Here is an 18,905-nt window from a genome sequence, read left to right on the forward strand (position 1 = left end):
TTCAACCGATGGTGGTCCAGGCGCGCGACCTGGCCGATGCAATGACGCGGTCGACGATCAGCGCCGAACGCAGGCCGTCCTCGAAGGTGGGCAGGCCCTGTGGCCGCTCGCCGTCGATGGCGTGATAGGTGTCGGCGACGAACGCCTCGAAGCACTGGGCGTAGCCCTGGGCGTGGCCAGGCGGCAGCACCGCCAGCCGGCGTTGCTCGGGACTGCCGGCGCCCGGCCCGCGTACGAAGGTCTCCTCGCGCTGGTCGGGCCGGCCGATCCACAGCCGCTCCGGGTCTTCCTGGTTGAACGAAACGCTGGCCTGGGCGCCGTCGATCTCGAACCAGAGGCGGTTGTGTCGGCCTGCCGAGACCTGGCTGACCGTCAATGAGGCCAGCGTACCTGCCCCGGTCTTGAACATCGCCGCGGCGACGTCCTCGCTGGTTACCGCCTGCATCGCGCCGCCCGCCGCCGGCGTGGTGAAGCTCTGCGCGCCCACGGCACCGCGCTCGGCCACTACGGTGGCAAACGCCGCGCTGACATCGACGAAGCGCTCGCCGGTGACCCATTCCACCAGGTCGCACCAGTGCGAGCCGATGTCGGCGAACACGCGCGAGGCACCGCCCAGTGCCGGGTCCACCCGCCAGTTGTTGCTGGCCGGGTCCAGCAGCCAGTCCTGCAGGTAGCTGCCGTGGATCAGGTGCAGTGGCCCCAGCTCGCCCTGCGCGATGCGGGCGCGGGCCTCGCGCACCACCGGGTGGTAGCGGTAGACGAACGGCACCGTGGCGACCAGCCCGGTCGAGGCGGCCAATGCGGCCAGGGCCTGGGCGTCTTCCAGCGTGGTGGCCAGCGGCTTCTCGCAGATCACATGCTTGCCCGCTTCCAGCGCCGCCTGCGCCATCGGGCGGTGCAGATGGTTGGGCGTGCACACGTGCACCACCTGTACCTGCGGATCGGCGAGTACTTCTTCGATATCACGATAGCCGCGCGGAACATTCCATGAGCGCGCCACATCCTCTGCGCGTTGCGGCGACGAGGCGACCACGCCGCGGACCTCCGCGCCGGCCAGCAGCGCCGCGCGACGATGCACGGCGCCGATCATGCCCGTGCCCACAATGGCGATTCCAAGCTTGCGCATCGGGTCGAGTCCTCAGTGCGTGGTGGGCGCGGCGGCAAGCGCCGGCCGGTCGCGGAACAACAACAGGAAGGCGACCAGCACCACCAGCGCCACGCCGGCCGGGAACAGCCAGATCCGCTGCCAGTCCGGGCCCGCCGCCGTGGTGTAGTGCTCCACCACCGCGCCGGACAGGAACGTACCGATCAGCATGCCCACGCCATACGTGGCCAAGGTGATGAAGCCCTGCGCGCTGCTGCGTGCGGCGGGGCCGGCATGTGCATCGGTGTAGATCTGGCCGGTGACGAAGAAGAAGTCGTAGCAGATGCCGTGCAGCACGATGCCGATCACCAGCAGGGAGAAGCCGCCGCCCGCATCGCCGAAGGCGAACATGACATAGCGCACCACCCACGCCGCCATGCCCACCGCCAGCATGGTCTTGACCCCCAGCCGCACGAACAGGAACGGCATGGCCAGCATCAGCAGCACTTCGGAGACCTGGCCCAGCGATTGAAGGCCGGCCGCGCCGCGCACGCCCAGGTCGTTGAGGTAGGGGTTGGTGAAGTTGTAGTAGAACGCCAGCGGAATGCAGATGGCGATGGAGGCCAGGAAGAACACGAGGTAGGAGCGCGACTTCAGCAGCCGCAGCGAATCCAGCCCCAGCACCTGGCCCAGCCCGGCGTCGCGCTGCTGCGCCAGCGGCGGCGTGTGCGGCAGGGTGAACGCATAGAGGCCCAAGGCCAGCGATGCCATCGCCGCCATCGGGAAGGTCAGTTCAAGCGTATGCGCCTGTTCCCAGCCCAGCCAGCCGATCAGCACGCCGGCCACGATCCAGCCGACGCTGCCGGCCACGCGCACGGGCGGGAACTGCTTCTCCGGCGACTGCATGTGCCGCATCGCCACGCTGTTGGCCAGCGCCAGCGTCGGCATGAACAGCAGCATGTAGCCCATCACGCAGGCGAAGAACGTGTTGAAGTCCGTCGCCGTGGATGCCAGCCACATCAGTACCGCACCGGCCAGGTGCAGGACCCCGAGAATGCGCTGCGCCGCGAAGTAGCGGTCCGCGATCAGCCCGACCAGGAACGGCGCCACGATGGCGCCGATGGACTGGCTGAGGAAAGCCGTGGCCACCTGGCTGGCACTGGCCTGGAGCGGGCCCTGCACCAGGTACGTGCCCAGGGTCACGAACCATGCGCCCCAGATGAAGAACTGCAGAAACATCATCGCGCCCAAGCGCGACATGGCGTGCCTCATGGCTTGCCCTCCCAGGCGGTAATGGCTCAGATACCCAGCATGCGGCGCAGCGATGCAGGATCCGCACCGCTGTCGGCAAAGTCGTCGAAGGAACGTTCGGTCACGCGGATGATGTGGTCGCGGATGATGGCGGCGCCCTCGCGCGCGCCGTCTTCCGGGTGCTTCAGGCAGCACTCCCACTCCAGCACCGCCCAGCCCGGGAAATCGTACTGCGCGAACTTCGAGAAGATCGCCTTGAAGTCGATCTGGCCGTCGCCGAGCGAACGGAAGCGCCCGGGTCGATCGATCCAGTCCTGGTAGCCGCCGTACACGCCACTGATCGCACTGGGGCGGAATTCCGCGTCCTTGACGTGGAAGATGCCGATGCGCGGGTGGTAGCGGTCGATGAAGCCCAGGTAGTCGATCTGCTGCAGCAGCAGGTGGCTCGGGTCGTACAGCATCTTTGCGCGGGGATGGTGGTCCACCACGTCGAGGAAGCGCTCGAAGGTCGCGCCGTCGTGCAGGTCTTCACCCGGGTGGATCTCGAAGCACAGGTCCACGCCGCAGGCGTCGAAGGCATCCAGGATCGGGCGCCAGCGGCGGCCAAGTTCGGCGAAGGCTTCTTCCACCAGGCCCGGCGGGCGCTGCGGCCAAGGGTAGAAGTAGGGCCAGGCCAGCGCGCCGGAGAACGTGGCATGCGCGGCCAGCCCCAGGCGCTGGCTGGCCTTGGCGGCCAGCAGCAGCTGCTCCACGGCCCAGGCCTGGCGCGCGGCCGGATCGCCGCGCTTGTCCGCAGGCGCGAAGCCGTCGAACAGGCTGTCGTAGGCGGGGTGGACGGCCACCAGCTGCCCCTGCAGGTGGGTGGACAGCTCGGTGATCTGCACGCCATGCCCGGCCAGCATGCCGGCGATGTCATCGCAGTACGCCTGGCTGCGCGCGGCCTCGGCCAGGTCGAACAGGTGCGGCGCGCTGGTGGGCACCTGTACGCCAGAATAGCCCAGGCCCGCGGCCCATCCGGCCAGCGTGTCCAGCCGCTTGAAGGGCGGTGTGTCGCCGATGAACTGTGCCAGGAACAGCGCCGGACCCTTGAGCGTCTTCAACGTGATTCACCCCGATGCAATCGATTGCATTACCCTATCAGCACGTTCCGCAAAACCTGTTGTGCACTGCACAGCGAAAAGAAGAACCCAACCACCATGGCAACCATCTACGACATCGCAAAGCACGTCGGCGTTTCCGCAGGCACGGTGTCGCGGGCGCTTTCGCGGCCGGACAAAGTCCTGCCGGCCACCCGTACGCGCATCGAGCAGGCCGCCGCCGCGCTGGGCTATGTGCCCAACACGGTGGCCAGGACGCTCAAGACCCAGCGCAGCGGCAAGATCCTGGTGACCGTGCCGGACATCGCCAATCCGTTCTTCGCCCAGATCCTGCAGGGTGCGGAAGAAGCAGCGCAGGCGGTGGGCTACGCGGTGCTGCTGGGCGATACCCAGCATCGCCCCGAGCGCGAGGAGCGCTACGCGCAGATGCTCCGCCGCAACGAAGCCGACGGCATGATCGTGCTCGGCCACCGCCTGCCGCCGACCGCGCGCGAGATCGTGCAGCAGCAGGGCGCCACCGCGCCGGTGGTCAATGGCTGCGAATTCGACCCCGCGCTGGGCATCCCCAGCGTGCACATCGACAACGCCGCCGCCGCGCACGCGGTGATGGAGCACCTGTATGGCCTGGGCCACGAGCGGATCGCCGTGGTCGGCGGACCGCCCGACAATCCCCTGCATGAGCAGCGGCTGGAAGGGGTGCGGGCCGCCGGCAAGGCGCGCGGCCGCCTGCGCAGCCTGAGCGTGGTACCGGGGGATTTCTCCGTGGAATCCGGTCATGCGGCGGCAATGGCGCTGTTGGCAGGCGCGACCGTGCCTACCGCCATCTTCTGCTTCAGCGACCAGATGGCGCTGGGCGTGCTGGCGGCGTGCCGGGATCTGGGCATCCGCGTGCCCGATGCGCTGTCCGTGGTCGGCTTCGACGATCTGGCATCGTCCCGCTACCTCACGCCCGCATTGACCACCGTCCAGCAGCCCATGCGCGAGATCGGCGAGCGCGCGGTCAACCTGCTGCTCGCCATCATCGAAGGCGGGGATGTGCCGCTGCAGCAGACGCTGGAGTTCAGCCTGATGGTGCGGGGTTCCACCGGGGCACCCAGGTAGAGCCACGCCGCGCCCCATGACAAGCGTGCACCATTACGATGAACGCGTCGCCACGCGCCCGGGTATATCCGCATCAACGGGGTATGGTTCTGTTGCGTGGCTTCGCGGTGCCCGATCGAAATGCAGCCACGCAGGGCGTGGCTCTACCGCCTCCCCGCGCGGTTTCTGAACCAACCTTTTACCGGAACGATTCCCTTGCGCCTACATGACCCAGGTCAAGAGGCGGGCCGTGGCAGTGCCTAGTCTCTGCCCACCCCCTCTGGAGTTGGCTCATGAATTCGTCCCCGCTGTCACGCGCCACTGCGGCGCGCCTGTTCCCGCCCAACCGCCGCGCGTTGTCGCTGGCGTTGATGAATGCGATCACGGCCGCTGGCCTGGCCACCTTTGGCGCACCCGGCGCGGCCCTGGCCGACGGCTGCCAGCTGTACAGCGTGAACGGGCACATCTCGTGCTACCTCAACACCTACGGCAGCGCAGGATCGCCGGCCGGCAGCTCGGGTTCGGATCCGATCTTCGACGACAAGAACGGCTACACCGGTGGTCCGGGCGGTCCCGCCGCAGACATCAACCTGCTGGTGGCCGGCAGCCCCACGCTGTACGACTATTCGCAGTACGACAGCAAGGGCAACCTGCTGGTCGCCTCGTCGCCGGTCAACGCAGTCAGCGTCGGCGGTGCCGGTGCGCAGGGCTCGGATGCCACCGCCGGTGGCTTCGACAAGGTGGGCGGCAATGGCGGGCTGGGCAACAGCGGTGGCGATCTCACGGTCACTGTCGGGCCGCAGGTCACCAACCAGTCGCAGGACACGGTGAACGGCATCAGCGGCATCACGCTGATCTCGCTGGGTGGCGAAGGTGGCGCGGCCGGCAAGGGCAACATGAGCGGCGAAGACGGCACCTCCGGCGTCGGCGGCGTCGGCGGCACCATCAACGCCACGCTGGATGGCTTCACCCACTCGAACTTCCGCAGCGTGCTGGTGTCCAGCCAGGGGGGTGCGGGCGGGCGTGGCCGTGACTACGGCACCGGCCTCAACTCGCAGGGTGCCGACGCGACCGATGGCATCGGCGGCAACGGCGGCACGGTCACCACCACCTTCGCCAATGCCAGCAACAATGCCAACAACGGCTTCGTAGGCACCACCGGCGTGCTGGTGCAGAGCGTCGGCGGTGACGGTGGCAACGGCGGTTCGGCCGAAGACGTGGATGGTTCGCAGGGCGGCAGTGGCGGCCTGGGCGGCAACGGCGGCAACGTCGGCGTTACCGTCGGCTCGAACGTGATCATGGTGGAAGCCGGCAACAACGATTCCGCGTTGCACCTGCTGTCGCAGGGCGGCGCCGGCGGGCAGGGCAACAGCTCCGGCGGCTCGGGTGGCAATGCCGGTGCGGGCGGCAATGGCGGCAATGTCAGCCTGACCATTGATGGCACCGCAGGTGCTGGTGGCGCCATCGCGGCCAACGGTACGTATGCGCCCGCCGTGCTGGTGCAGTCGCTGGGTGGCAATGGTGGCGATGGCGGTGTGCCGTCGCAGTATGTGATCGGTCCGAACGGAGGCTCAGGCTCCAATGGCGGCACTGCCGGTACGGTGTCGGTGACCGGCAGTGGCCTGGTCGCCAGGACTGGTATCTATGTGGACCCGACCGACTTCGAAGGCTCGCCCGGCGTGCTCGCGCAGTCGATCGGCGGCGGCGGTGGTTCCGGTGGCGTGTCGAAAGGTGTGTTCGCCGTCGGTGGTGAAGGCGCCAACGGCGTCAACGGCAACACGGCAACGGTTGCCGTGCAGTCGCAGACGGAAACCTTCGGCTTCGGCTCCGACGGCCTGGCCGTGCAGTCCATCGGCGGCGGTGGCGGCAAGGGCGGTGATGCCAGCGGCGACAGCGTCGGCCTGCAGTACGTGGTCGGCGGTTCGGCCGGTGGCGGTGGCGATGGCTTCACTGCCTCGCTGACCAGCCAGAAGGGCAGTACCGTGCTCACCCATGGCGTGCATTCGCCCGGCCTGCTGGCGCAATCCATCGGGGGGGGCGGTGGCCAGGGTGGTTCGGCCTACAGCAAGTCCAAGTCGGCTGGCTTTGGTGCCTCGATGGCGGTGGGTGGCAGCGGTGGTGCAGGCGGCAATGCCTGCGGTACCAACTGCACCGGCACCACGGCCGAAAACGATGGGCGCATCGGCACCGATGGCTCGGACAGCTACGGCATCCTGGCCCAGTCGATTGGCGGCGGCGGCGGCGCCGGTGGTGCATCCACGGCCAAGTCGCAGGTGTATGCGGCCGAGGACGTGAGCATTTCGCTGAGCGCATCGCTCGGCGGATCGGGCGGGCAGGCGGGCAGCGGCGGGCTGCTGTCGGCGACCAACACCGGCTTGATCACCACCGGGGGCGAAGGCGCGGTGGGCATGCTGGCGCAGTCCATCGGCGGCGGCGGCGGCGCGGGCGGCGATTCGTCGTCGGCTTCGACCGCCACCGGCGGTGAGTTCGACATCAGTGCCACGATGTCGCTGGGTGGCAAGGGCGGCACCGCAGGCGACGGCGGCGGGGCCACCGGCACCAACAACGGCCTGGTGCTGACCACCGGCGAATCGGCCGCGGGCATGCTGGTGCAATCGGTCGGTGGCGGCGGCGGTGCCGGCGGCACCGGCGATGGCCAAGCCAAGTCCACCGGTGGCGACACGACGATTTCGACCACGCTGACCATGGGCGGCACCGGCGGCTCGGGTGGCGATGGCTATGGCGCCACCGCCAACAACATCGGCGGTTCGATCATCACCCTGGGCGACGGCGCCTTCGGCATCGGCGCACAGTCGATCGGCGGCGGTGGTGGTGCCGGCGGTGGCGCGGCGGGCTCATCCAAGGGTTCGTACGTGGCCACCGTGACCATGGGCGCGAACGGAGGCAAGGGCGGCAGCACGTATCACATCGACGGCAACGGCAACGAGACCGACGGCGTGTCGGTGCACAACGATGCGACCTCGACGGTGGTCACGTTTGGCGCCGACGCCAACGGTATCGTCGCGCAGTCCATCGGCGGCGGTGGCGGCATTGGCGGCAAGGCCGGCTCCAACATCGGCACGAAAAAGTCCGACACCGCCGGCGGCAACAGTGGCGGCAACGCCGCCGCGGCGACCAGTACGCTGACGAAGGCGTACGACGCCAACGGCAGTGCCGCGCTCAACGATTACATGGGCCTGAACAACGCGGTGACCTTCACCAGCAGCCTGCTCGCCGACGCCACCTCACAGGTGGCGGCGAAAGCGGCCACCGCCGCACTCGGCGACGATGACCTGGACACCGACCTCAACGACGCGGCCGAATCCAAGGGTGAGACCGACGACGACAACGAATCCAGCAGCATCCAGCTCTCGGTGGCGCTGGGCGCTTCCGGTGGCAGCGGTGGCTCGGCCGGCCTGGTGAACGTGCAGAACGACGGCGGGATCGCCACGCTCGGCAACCACTCCGACGCGATCCTGGCCCAGGCCATCGGCGGCGGCGGTGGCAAGGGCGGCGCGGCCAGCACTGCGTCCACCAACGACTACAGCGGCAACCTGTCGGTGGGTGGCTCGGGCGGCGGCGGTGGCTATGGCGGGCAGGTGATCGTCGGCAACACCGGCGCGATCTACACCAAGGGCTCGCTCGCTGCGGGCATCGTGGCCGAGTCGATCGCCGGTGGCGGTGGCGTGGGGGGTGTGTCGGCGTCTTCGGTGAAGTCGAGCAGCAAGGATTCGGGCGACGACGATGCCAACGATGGCGCGTTCAAGTCGATCGCACTGTCGGTCGGCGGCAACGGCGGCAGCAGCTTCGATTCGGGGCAGGTGCAGGTGAGCAGCAGCGGCGCGATCTCCACTGCCGCGCACGATTCCAGCGGCATCATCGCCCAGTCGATCACCGGTGGCGGCGGCATCGCCAAGACCCTGGCCAGCGACCTGGAAGGCGCCGGCGGAAGCGCCAGCGCCAAGGGCGGCAAGTACGACGTGTCATTCAAGTTCGGTGGCAGCAGCGGCGAAGCCTCCGGCGGCAGTGGCCTGGTCAACGTGACCACGACGACGGGCGGTGCCATCACCACTGCCGGCGACAACAGCTACGGCATCCTGGCCCAGTCGATCAGCGGCGGTGGCGGCGTGCAGCTGGGTGGCACGGTCACCGGCAGCACCGTGGCTGACTTCTTTGGTTCCGGCAAGACCAGCGGCAGCGTCAACAATGATGGGGTCAACAGCCCGACCTCGGGCAACAGCGGCCTGTCGGTGACGGTGGGTGATGCGGTCACCACGTCCGGTGCGAATGCGGTAGGCGTGCTGGCGCAGTCCATCGGTGGCGGCGGCGGCGTGGCCGGCGGGATCGCCGGGCAGGCCAGCCTGGCGGCGGCACCGCAGTACTTCAGCGGAAGCCGCAATGCCACCGGCAACGGCGGGGTGATCAACGCTACGGTCAATGCAGGTGCCACTGTGTCCACCACCGGCAACAACGCGCCGGCCATGGTGCTGCAGTCGCTGGGCGGCGGCGGTGGTCGGGTGATCACCGACAACGCGCTGTACATGGGCACGGCGGGTGGCAGTGGTACCGGTGGTGCCATCACGGCGACCATCGATGGCACCGTCAACGCCACCGGCGCCGGCTCGGCGGGCATCGTCGCGCAGAGCATGGGCGACAGCGCCTCCAACGCACCGATCAGCATCACCATCGCCTCCACGGGCAAGGTCACCGCAGGCCAGGACGCGGTGCCGACCTCGCCCAACGGCGGCTCGGCCGGCATCTACATCGACCATGGCGGCACCGGCAAGAACGACAGCAACGGCAACCCCGTGGTCAACACCGTGACCAACAACGGCATGCTCTATACGTACGGTTCGCAGACCAATGCGGTGGCGGTGTACAGCACCGCTGGCGACACCCGGGTCATCAACAACGGCACCATGGGCGGCGATGTACTGCTCACCAATGGTGGCGGCACCGGCTGCTTCACCAACAACGGCACGTTCAACGCCGGCAACGCCGTTACGGTGGGCGCGTGCGGGGTGACCAACAACGGGGTGATGGACATCCGCAGCGCGCCGCTGGCGGTCCAGGGCAACCTGCTCAACACCGCAGGCGGCCGGATCGTGGTGGCCACCGACTTTTCCGGCAGGGCGGCCACGCCGCTGACCGTGGACGGCAACGCCACCATCGCCGGCCAGGTCGAGGTGCGGCCGACGCTGATGCGGCGGAACACGGTAACGCTGGCCACGGCCACCGGCAGCCTGCAGCTGGATCCCTCGCTGTCGGCTGCACCGAATGCCCACCTGTTCAACTACACCTTCGATACCGACGGCCAGAACCTGCATGTGACCCCGAATGCACTGTTCACCGCGCAGGCGGCAGGCATGGGCGCCAACAAGCGCGCGGTCGGCAGCAACCTGCAGTCGATCTTCGACAGCGGCGCGGCGATGGATACAGGCTTCACCCGGCTCAGCACCGTGGCCGATGGTGCCGAGTACGAACGCAGCCTGGCGGCGATGTCGGGCAAGGCGCTGGGTGCGTTCGGTGCGTACCGCTTCAACAGCAGCCGCGATTTTGCGATGAACCTGTATGGCGGGTGCTCCAGTGCGCCGATGGCCAGCAAGAGCACCGACACCTGCGGCTGGGGCCGGGTGGTGGCCAATGGCTCCGAGCAGAAGGAAACCAACGACGCGTTGGGCTATCGCGTGGATGCGTCCGCGTTCCAAGCCGGCGGCCAGCTGCAGCTGTCGCCGGGCCTGGCGCTGACCGGGTCGGTGGCCGATGAGAACAGCCGCCTGCGCGATGATGACGGCAGCGCCCGCGTCAACGGTGATGCGGTGCTCGGCGGCGTGGGCCTGCTGTACGACGCCGGGCGCCTGGAACTGTCGGGCGGTCTGGATGCGGCCTCCGGCAAGTACCGCTCGACCCGTGACGTCGCCGTGGCCGGTTTCGATGATGAAGCCAAGGCCAGCCCGAAACAGTGGCAGGTGGGCGCGCACCTGCGCGCGGCCTACAGCGTGCCGGTGGGCAGGGATGGCTTCGTGCGCCCGTTCGTCGAAGGGCACGCCATCCGCGTGGAAGACAAGGCATTCACCGAAGACGGCACCTCACCGTTCCGCCTGGCCGTGGAAGGCAATGCGGATACCGCGCTGATCGGCGTGGCCGGCGTCGAGCTGGGCGACACCTTCCAGCTGCGCAACGGCGTGACGCTGCGGCCGTTCGCCAGCGCCGCCGCCGAGTTCGGCAACAACCGCGACTGGACCACCACCGCGCGTTTCGCCGACCAGCCGCAGAGTGACAGCTTCGCTGTCACCACCGCCGGGCCGGGCACGGTGGGTCGATTCGCGATCGGGGCCGACCTGCTGGGTTCCAACCACCTGAGCCTGTCGGTGCAGTACGTCAAGGAAGTGGGCCAGGGCTTCGATTCCAACACGGGGCTGGCGCGGTTGACCTACAGCTTCTGATGCAGCAAGCCCATCGGCCGATTGCCGGTGGGCTCTCGCGGAGGCAGCGGGAACGCGCGATGATACCGCGCCCCTGTGCTGGGGTATCTCGTTCGCAGTTTCTCCTGCCTACCTCTGGAATCCACCATGATGCGATTCGTCTTGTGCGTGCTTTCGCTGTTTGCGTTCGTTGCCCCCGTCGGGGCCCGGGATTTCGTCAAGAAAAGTGCCACGCAGTCGGTTTCCCTCCCGGAGCCCGACAAGGCGCAGCTGATCTTCCTGCGCCCGTCCTCGCTGTTCGGCGGCATGTACACGATGTTGAGTGAGGTAACCCCCGACGGCGACCGTTTCATCTCGGCCATCGGTGGGAAGGACAAGGTGGTGTATTCCACGGCGCCCGGCAGGAAGATGTTCGTCTCCAACGATGGCATGCGCGTGCATTTCATGGACGCCGACCTGGAGGCAGGCCGGCGCTACTACGTGCTGGTCCGTCCGATGTATGGCAATGGCTACCAGCTACGGCCGATCCGCCGTGATGGGGTGAGCGACTACAGCATGGACAACCCGGATTTCATCAACTGGGTCCGGCAGAGCCGACGCGTGGAAGCATTGGGCAGCGAGCCGCCGATGCCGGCGCGGGCCTTGCCGCAGCTGGCAAAGGCCCGTGAGCTGGGCTGGGCCAGCTGGCTGGCCAAGACGCCGGCCGAGCATGCCGAGCTGACCCTGGAGCGCGCCGACGCTGTTGATCGGTAATGCCGCGGCGGGTCATCGCCAGCCTGCCCGTTAACGGGTAGGCTGGCGCGAAACTCCACTCAGCGCGTGCTGCCCGCCACCACGCCGCTGCCTTCGCTTTCCGTTGCAGCCAATGCACGCCACCACGGCGTGCCCGCATGCGGCGCGGAAAGATCCAGGCGTTCGCCCATTTCCGGCGTGGACAGCGCGATGCCGCGCTGCGCGGCCAGCGCGCTGACTCGCTCGAAGGGTTCTTCCCAGCGGTGCATGGCCAGGTCGAAGGTGCCGTTGTGGATGGGCACCAGCCACTTGCCGCGCAGGTCCTCGTGCGCCTGCACGGTCTGTTCCGGCTGCATGTGCACATACGGCCACTTGGCGTCATACGCACCGGTTTCAACGAAGGCGATATCGAACGGCCCATAGCGTTCGCCGATGCGCTTGAAGCCGTTGAAGTAGCCGGTATCGCCACTGAAGAACACGCGCAGGTCCTCGTCCAGGATCACCCACGAGGCCCACAGCGTGCGGTTGCCATCGCGCAGCCCGCGGCCGGAGAAATGCTGGGCCGGGGTGGCTGCGAAGCGCACGCCATCGACCTGGGTTTCTTCCCACCAGTCCAGCTGCACCACGCGGTCCTGCGGCACGCCCCAGTCGATCAGGCGGTCGCCCACGCCCAGCGGGGCCAGGAACACCTGCGCACGCGTGGCCAGGTACTTGATGGTCGCGCGGTCCAGGTGGTCGTAATGGTCATGCGAGAGCAGCACGCCACGGATCGGCGGCAGGTCCTGCAGCGCGATCGGCGGGGCGTGGAAACGCTTCGGGCCCATCCACTGCACGGGCGAGGCGCGCTCGGAAAACACCGGGTCGGTCAGCCACCAGCCACCGCGCAGCTTGATCAGCAGGGTGGAATGGCCCAGCCGGTACATGCTGCGGTCTGGCGCTTCGACCAGCGCCTGCGCGGTGAGCGCGCGCACCGGCGGCGCCTTGGGCGGGGTGGTGCCCGGCGGGCGGTTGAACATGAACTCCCAGAACAGCTTGAGCGTGGCGCCGAAGGATTCCTTCGGCTTGGCGGCCACGTTGGTGAACTGGTCGTCGGCGCGTTGCGGCGAGGTCTCGTAAGAGGCGATAGGCACGGTGAAGGTCATCCCGATCAGAACGGTGAGGGCGAAGGCGGCAGCGAGTACAGGCAGGATGCGCATGCGTCTCCTTGAAGGTGAGTGCGTACGCACTCATTTAATGGGTGCGAAAAATCAACGTTGAATGCCCTTCCAGAACAGGTCGAAACCGGCCTGCTGCAGGGTGTCGCGTTGGTCGGGCTGGGCGGCCATGGCCTCCAGGGTGGTTTCCAGCAGGCTGATCAGCACCCGGCCCAGGTAGAACGGAATGCGCTCCGGGTCGATATGGCGGGCCAGGCTGGCTTCCAGCGTCTGCAGCGTGGTGCCGAACAGCCCGGCGCAATGGGTGCGGGTGCAGTCGGTGATGCGCTCGGACACCTTCAGCTGGCGCAGTGCCATGCGGTCGATCGGGTGCGCCGCGCCCCAGACCAGCAGCGCGTTCCAGACATGCTGCAGCTGTTCGCGGACCTCGGCATGGGCCGGGAAGGTGCCACCCACCGCGAGCGCCAGGCGCTCTTCAAGGCGCACGAACAGCGCATTGAGCAGCGCGTCCTTGGTCTCGAAGTAGGTGAACACCGTGCCCTCGGCGACCTTGGCCGCCTTGGCGATCTGCGCGGTGGACGCGCCCACGCCCTGTGCCGCCACCAGTTGGGCGGCAGCAGCCAGGATCGCATCGCGTTTCGCTTCGCTGAGGGGGCGGGCCATGACAGACTATAAGTGAGTGACCACTCATTTATAGGGCGCGGAACGTTTGGATGCAAGGGGGTGCAGGCGAGGATGGGGCGGCCGTTCAGCTCGCCCCATCGCTGGCCTGCGGTCCTCAGTTGGTCCGCAGGGTCTCTAGTTCCTTCAACCGCTTCATCGCATCCTGCGCCTGTAGCAGGCTGTAGTTGATGCCGCTGGGGTTGAGCGTGCTGCCGGGCTGGTACGGGTAGCTGGCGAAGTCGGAGAAGAACGACTTGATCAGCCCCTGGATGGGCACCAGCAGCCACATCTGCTGGCCGATGAAGCCCATCGCGCCGCCACCTTCCTCCAGGCCGCGCTCGTAGGGATCCATGCGCAGGTTGGTGATGGTCGCCCACGCGGTGACCTCACGCTTGGCGGTGGCGATGTTGCCGTGGCTGGCCACCGCGAAGCTCACCTTCCAGTCGGCATAGCGCACCGCGTTGAGGTTGCCGCCCTGGTCGAAGTAGTACAGCGCCTGCCGTGGGCCGGCATCCACCTTGCCGTGGAAGTACGGGCCGAAATCATACCCATCCAGGTGCACCTTGAAGGTCTTCTTCTTGGTCTTGAAACCCTTCTTCATCTTGCCCACCACATCCTCCACGCCGGCGGCGGCGCACAGGGTGGGGAACCAGTCGATCAGCGAAATGATGTCGTTGTAGGCGGTACCCGGTTCGATCACGCCCGGCCAGCGCACCATCATCGGGATGCGCATGCCGCCTTCCCAGGTAGTGCCTTTCTCGCCGCGGAGCGGCGTCATCGCACCGTCCGGCCACAACGCGATTTCCGCGCCGTTGTCGGTGGTGTACAGCACGATGGTGTTGTCGGCGACGCCAAGCTCGTCCAGGTGGTCAAGCAACTGGCCGACGTGACCGTCGTGCTCCACCATGCCATCGGCATGCAGGCCCTTGCCGCTGAGCCCTTCGGATTCCGGCTTGAGGTGGGTAAAGATATGCATGCGGGTGGTATTGAACCAGACGAAGAACGGCTCATCGTTCTCCACCGCATCGCCAATGAAGCTCTGCGCGGCGTCCAGGAATTCTTCATCCACGGTGGGCATGCGCGCCTTGTTGAGCGGGCCGGTGTCCTGGATCTTGCCGCCGGCATGCGAGTGGATCACCCCGCGCGGGCCGTACTTCTTCTTGAACGCCGGGTCCTTGGGGTAGAAGTAGCCCTCCGGTTCTTCTTCCGCATTGAGGTGGTACAGGTTGCCGAAGAACTCATCGAAGCCATGGTTGGTGGGCAGGTGCTGGTCCTGGTCGCCCAGGTGGTTCTTGCCGAACTGGCCAGTGGCATAGCCTTCGGTCTTCAGCACATCGGCAATGGTCGGCATCCACTCGGCAATGCCGTGCGGGTCGCCCGGCATGCCGATGGTGAGCAGGCCGGTGCGGAACGGCTCCTGTCCGAGGATGAAGGACGCGCGCCCGGCGGTGCAGCTCTGCTGGCCATACGAATCGGTGAACAGGGCACCTTCGTTGGCGATGCGGTCGATGTTGGGCGTCTGGTAGCCCATCAGCCCGCGCGTGTAGGCGCTGATCTGCGGAATGCCGATGTCGTCACCAAAGATGACCAGGATGTTGGGTTTCTTCGCCTGGGTCGCCTTGGTCGCCTTGAGTGCCTTGGACGCCTTCTTGGGTGCCTTGGATGCCTTCGTAGCCATGGTGTCTGCGCCTGCGGGGAGTGTGCGGGAGGAGCGCTGATCGTGGCCCGGGTGGCATGCCCGCTGCATCGGTAATCTCCCGCAAACGGCTCAGTACTTTTGCGGTGCCCGCCACTGCCATCACGTTGCTGACTCTGCGGCGAACCCGCTATAACGCGCCCAGGCACCTGTATGGGCATCGATGTGGCAACCACCCGACGCAAGGCCGTCCCCGCCCCACCCACCGGCACCCCGCGCCTGCTGGCCGGCGGCAACCCGCAGATTCCGAAGGGCGAGGGCGATGCCCCGGTGCAGGCGTGGATCGCGGCAATACCCGACTGGAAGCGCGAAGCGGCCCGGCAGCTCGATGCGCTGGTCGTGGCGGCGGTGCCGGGCGTGCGCAAGGCGGTCAAATGGAACTCGCCCCTCTATGCAGCGGGCGATGACGGCTGGTTCCTCAGCATGCATTGCTACGCGCGCTACATCAAAGTGGCGTTCTTTCGTGGCAAGGCGCTGGATCCGGTGCCGCCGGAGGCTTCCAAAAGCCAGGACACGCGCTACCTGCACGTGGTCGAGGACGAGCCGCTGGATGTGAAACAGTTCACCCGCTGGGTGAAGCAGGCCAGCCGGCTTCCCGGCGAACGGATGTAACCAATCCCTTTCTTTCAACGTTGATCAGGACCCGGTCATGCCCCGTGCCAGCACCCGCAGCAAGCCGATCGCCACCGCCACCGCCGCACCGGAAGACGCCGCGCAGCAGATCGATGCAAAGATCGCCGCGCTCGACGACTGGCGCGGCAAAACGCTGGCGCAGCTGCGCAGCATCATCCACAAGGCCGATCCCGACGTGGTGGAGACCGTGAAGTGGCGCGGGGTGCCGGTCTGGGAGCACGACGGCATCCTCTGTACCGGCGAAACCTACAAGTCTGCCGTGAAGATGACCTTCGCCCACGGGGCCAAGCTCGACGATCCGAAAGGGCTGTTCAATTCCAGCCTGGAGGGCAACACCCGGCGTGCCATCGACGTGCATGAAGGCGAGAAGATCAACGAGGCGGCGCTGAAGGCCCTGGTCCGGGCGGCGGTGGCCTTCAATACGGCCAAGGCCAAAGCGAAGAAATCCGCTTCTCGCTGAACCGCGCAACCCAGAATTCCATCACCTCGCGGTGGCACCTGTCGTCAACTTCGGCAAAGATGGTGCGCTGCACGATCGCCGCGCGCGCCCGTGCAACCCCCATGGAACCTGGAATTGCCTGTGCTGAGTGTTGTTGGAGTAGTGCTTGCGTTGTACGTGGTGTGGCGCCTGATCTGGCCGCTGCGGGTGCCGGTCTCGGTACGTGGCCCCTTGGGCCTGCTGGTGTTGGCGCTCGCGCTGCACCACCGGATCGTGGCGCGGTTCGCCGGCACCATGGCCTCGCCGGAGATTCCCAAGGCGGCCCTGGTGGTGCTGGCCAGCGGCTTCACCGCGCTGTTGCTGGTGGCGGTATTCCTGCTGGTGCTGGATGTGCTGCTGCTGGGCGCGCGCCTGCTGAAGCTGCCGCGCGCTGCCGCTGCCCTGCGTCGCAGCTGGCTGCGGCCAGTGGCGGGCGGACTGGCGCTGGTGCTCGGCATCTGGGGCGTGCAGCAGGGCATTGCCGTGCCGCAGACCCGCCAGATCGACGTGACCATTGCCGGCCTTCCGCAAGCGTTCGATGGCTACCGCATGCTGCAGCTCACCGACATCCACGCCAGCCGCCTGCTCACCGGGGACTGGGTGGCCAAGGTGGTGGCCGAAAGCAATGCGCTGAAGCCGGACCTGGTGGTCATCACCGGTGACCTGGTCGATGGCAGCGTGAGCGCCCGTGCCAACGATGTGCGCAGCCTGGGCCAGCTGCAGGCGCCGGATGGGGTGATCGCCATCACCGGCAACCACGAGTATTACGGCCAGTACGCGCATTGGATGCAGGCGTTCCGCGCGCTGGGGATGCAGGTGCTGGAGAACAGCCACACGCAGGTAACGCGCGATGGCGCGGTGCTGACCATCGCCGGCGTCACCGACCCGGTGGCGGCGCGCTATGGCCTGCCAATGCCCGATCTGAACGCCGCACTGGCAGGTGCGGATCCCGCCGCCCCGGTGATCCTGCTCGACCACCGTCCGCGCGAGGCCCAGGCCAATGCGGCCAAGGGTGTGAAGCTGCAGCTGTCCGGGCATACCCATGGCGGCCACATCGTTGGCATGGACCAGCTGGTCAAGCGTGCCAACGGCGGTTATGTATCCGGGCGTTATGAGGTGAACGGCATGACGCTGTACGTGAGCAACGGCGCCGGGTTGTGGCCGGGGTTTGCCGCCCGCATCGGCGTGCCCTCGGAGATCACGCTGGTGACGCTGCGGCGCGCACCGTAAGCACCAGTTCCGGTGCCAGCGCGTGGGCCACGGCCATGCGCAGCATGGCCGGGCTGATATGCCGGCGGTGCACGTGGTCGATGGCGGCCATGTACAGGCGACCGAAACGGTTATGTGTGCGCACCCGCGTGCCCAGCGAGATCACCGCCGCGCCATCGTCCAGCAGCTGCACCCGCACGCAGGAGCGGAACCGCAGGTGGCGGTCGTCGGCGCCCAGCAGCACTTCGGCGCTGCGGTCGCCGGCGTCCACGCGCTGCGCATGCACCGGGAAGCGCCCGGCGAACAGCATGCTGCGATCAGTGGACAGCAGCGAGGAGACCGGGCAGCCCAGCGGTGAGGTACGCAGCTGCAGCGGGGCCACCAGCACGTTGCGCAGCGCCATCAGGCGCCCCACGCTTGGCGGCGGGTTGAGCAGGAAACCGTCCAGCACCGCTTCCAGCACCGCGCTGGCCGAGCGGCTGGCCACGCTGTGCGCGGGCAGGGTAAGCGTGTTGTAGTCCTGGTGGTCGTTGCCTTCCACCAGTGCCTGCTGCAACAGCGAGTCGGCCGGGGGAGCGGGCAGCGCCTGCACCGGATGGCGCGCCGCGCGGCGCCCGATGTAGCCGTGCGCCGGGCGCAGCCGGCCCAGCAGCACGCGCAGCGGGCCGACCAGGTCTCGGGTGCGCGCGCACAGCCCGGCCAGCATGGACCGCGAGGGCGCCCGCAATGACAGGCTCACCACCGGCACGCGGGACAGGTCCGCCTGCGCCAGCAGCTGCTGCAGCGCGGGCGGCAGCGTATCGGTGAGGCTGGGGATGTCGGCGTTGTCGGCATCGATCTGCGCGCGCTGCGCTTCGGTCAACGCACCGCTGCGCTCGTTGGCATGGCATGAGAGCGCGAACAGCGCCGGGTGGCGCGGGTGGCGCGAGACGAACTGGTGCCAGGTGCCGCTGCCGAAGCGCACGGTGAACAGGCAATCGGGCGGGATGTCCACGCAGCGCAGCGCATGTAGGAACGCGGCCGGGTCGCGCTGCAGCTGCGCATCGGACGCGGTGGAAAAGCGCAGCTGCGCACCGCCGCTGCCGGCGATGGCGGTGAACATGCGCGGCCCGGCATGGCGGTGGAACGGATGCCCCTGGCGCCCGACCGAGAACGAATACAGCGACGAGGCATCGTCATGGGCCAGGTGCATGCCGCCCAGCCGTGCGGACGGCTCGTCCAATGCGTCCACGAAGGCCGGGTGCGCGGCCTGGCGCAGCCCGGCATCGCGCAGCAGCTGGTCGCCGGCACCGATTCCGAGCTGGGTGATCAGGGCCACTTCAACCGGGCTGCCATCGCCGTAAGAAGGCAGGCTGATGCTGGGGAACGAACGACTCACGCGGTGGGTGTCCAGCATGCCGGTC

General features: G+C 67.8%; 13 protein-coding genes. 6 read left to right on the forward strand and 7 right to left on the reverse strand.

The features are described 5' to 3' along the window. Position 1 precedes the first annotated feature (1 nt). Genes QMX79_RS03655 through QMX79_RS03665 form a run of 3 tightly spaced genes read right to left on the reverse strand, consistent with a single transcriptional unit; the run spans position 2 to position 3,435 of the window. Entirely contained in the window at positions 2-1,126 is a 1,125-nt protein-coding gene (locus QMX79_RS03655) for a Gfo/Idh/MocA family oxidoreductase (RefSeq protein WP_282244477.1), read from the reverse strand. A 12-nt stretch (positions 1,127-1,138) separates the two neighbouring features. Further along, positions 1,139-2,356, reverse strand: a complete 1,218-nt coding sequence (locus QMX79_RS03660; RefSeq protein WP_282244478.1) for a nucleoside permease — start codon at positions 2,354-2,356, stop codon at positions 1,139-1,141. 26 nt (positions 2,357-2,382) lie between these two features. Next, positions 2,383-3,435, reverse strand: coding sequence for a sugar phosphate isomerase/epimerase family protein (locus tag QMX79_RS03665; RefSeq protein ID WP_282244479.1), 1,053 nt, complete (start codon positions 3,433-3,435; stop codon positions 2,383-2,385). A gap of 96 nt (positions 3,436-3,531) precedes the next feature. On the opposite strand from QMX79_RS03665, the gene QMX79_RS03670 reads away from it, so the two are divergent. From QMX79_RS03670 to QMX79_RS03680, 3 genes are all read left to right on the forward strand, one after another. Then, positions 3,532-4,533: a LacI family DNA-binding transcriptional regulator gene (locus tag QMX79_RS03670; RefSeq protein WP_282244480.1), complete on the forward strand. Its 1,002-nt coding sequence runs from the start codon at positions 3,532-3,534 to the stop codon at positions 4,531-4,533. Positions 4,534-4,805: 272 nt separating this feature from the next. Further along, complete coding sequence (locus QMX79_RS03675) at positions 4,806-10,958, forward strand: autotransporter outer membrane beta-barrel domain-containing protein (RefSeq protein WP_282244482.1); 6,153 nt, start codon at positions 4,806-4,808, stop codon at positions 10,956-10,958. A 126-nt stretch (positions 10,959-11,084) separates the two neighbouring features. Next, entirely contained in the window at positions 11,085-11,690 is a 606-nt protein-coding gene (locus QMX79_RS03680) for a hypothetical protein (RefSeq protein ID WP_282244484.1), read from the forward strand. A gap of 59 nt (positions 11,691-11,749) precedes the next feature. On the opposite strand, the gene QMX79_RS03685 is transcribed toward QMX79_RS03680, so the two are convergent. The 3 genes from QMX79_RS03685 to QMX79_RS03695 all read right to left on the reverse strand — a co-directional run bounded on the left by QMX79_RS03685 (position 11,750) and on the right by QMX79_RS03695 (position 15,164). After that, positions 11,750-12,865 carry an MBL fold metallo-hydrolase gene (locus tag QMX79_RS03685; protein ID WP_282244485.1) on the reverse strand — a complete coding sequence of 372 codons (1,116 nt, stop codon included), beginning with the start codon at positions 12,863-12,865 and terminating at the stop codon, positions 11,750-11,752. A gap of 51 nt (positions 12,866-12,916) precedes the next feature. Further along, the gene (locus QMX79_RS03690; RefSeq protein ID WP_282244487.1) at positions 12,917-13,486 is read right to left on the reverse strand and encodes a TetR/AcrR family transcriptional regulator; all 570 of its coding nucleotides are present in this window, start codon (positions 13,484-13,486) and stop codon (positions 12,917-12,919) included. A 115-nt stretch (positions 13,487-13,601) separates the two neighbouring features. Further along, positions 13,602-15,164, reverse strand: coding sequence for an arylsulfatase (locus QMX79_RS03695; RefSeq protein ID WP_282244489.1), 1,563 nt, complete (start codon positions 15,162-15,164; stop codon positions 13,602-13,604). 171 nt (positions 15,165-15,335) lie between these two features. On the opposite strand from QMX79_RS03695, the gene QMX79_RS03700 reads away from it, so the two are divergent. The 3 genes from QMX79_RS03700 to QMX79_RS03710 all read left to right on the forward strand — a co-directional run bounded on the left by QMX79_RS03700 (position 15,336) and on the right by QMX79_RS03710 (position 17,523). Continuing rightward, the gene (locus QMX79_RS03700) at positions 15,336-15,794 is read left to right on the forward strand and encodes a DUF1801 domain-containing protein (protein ID WP_282244491.1); all 459 of its coding nucleotides are present in this window, start codon (positions 15,336-15,338) and stop codon (positions 15,792-15,794) included. A 37-nt stretch (positions 15,795-15,831) separates the two neighbouring features. Then, positions 15,832-16,275, forward strand: coding sequence for a DUF1801 domain-containing protein (locus QMX79_RS03705; protein ID WP_282244493.1), 444 nt, complete (start codon positions 15,832-15,834; stop codon positions 16,273-16,275). Positions 16,276-16,395: 120 nt separating this feature from the next. Next, positions 16,396-17,523: a metallophosphoesterase gene (locus QMX79_RS03710; RefSeq protein WP_282244495.1), complete on the forward strand. Its 1,128-nt coding sequence runs from the start codon at positions 16,396-16,398 to the stop codon at positions 17,521-17,523. On the opposite strand, the gene QMX79_RS03715 is transcribed toward QMX79_RS03710, so the two are convergent. Then, a complete protein-coding gene (locus QMX79_RS03715; RefSeq protein WP_282244497.1) occupies positions 17,492-18,898 on the reverse strand; it encodes a DUF2867 domain-containing protein in 1,407 nt (468 codons plus the stop codon). The genes QMX79_RS03710 and QMX79_RS03715 overlap by 32 nt on opposite strands. Positions 18,899-18,905: the final 7 nt, after the last annotated feature.

Source organism: Stenotrophomonas sp. PS02300, from assembly GCF_029959395.1.
Classification (GTDB): domain Bacteria; phylum Pseudomonadota; class Gammaproteobacteria; order Xanthomonadales; family Xanthomonadaceae; genus Stenotrophomonas; species Stenotrophomonas maltophilia_AD.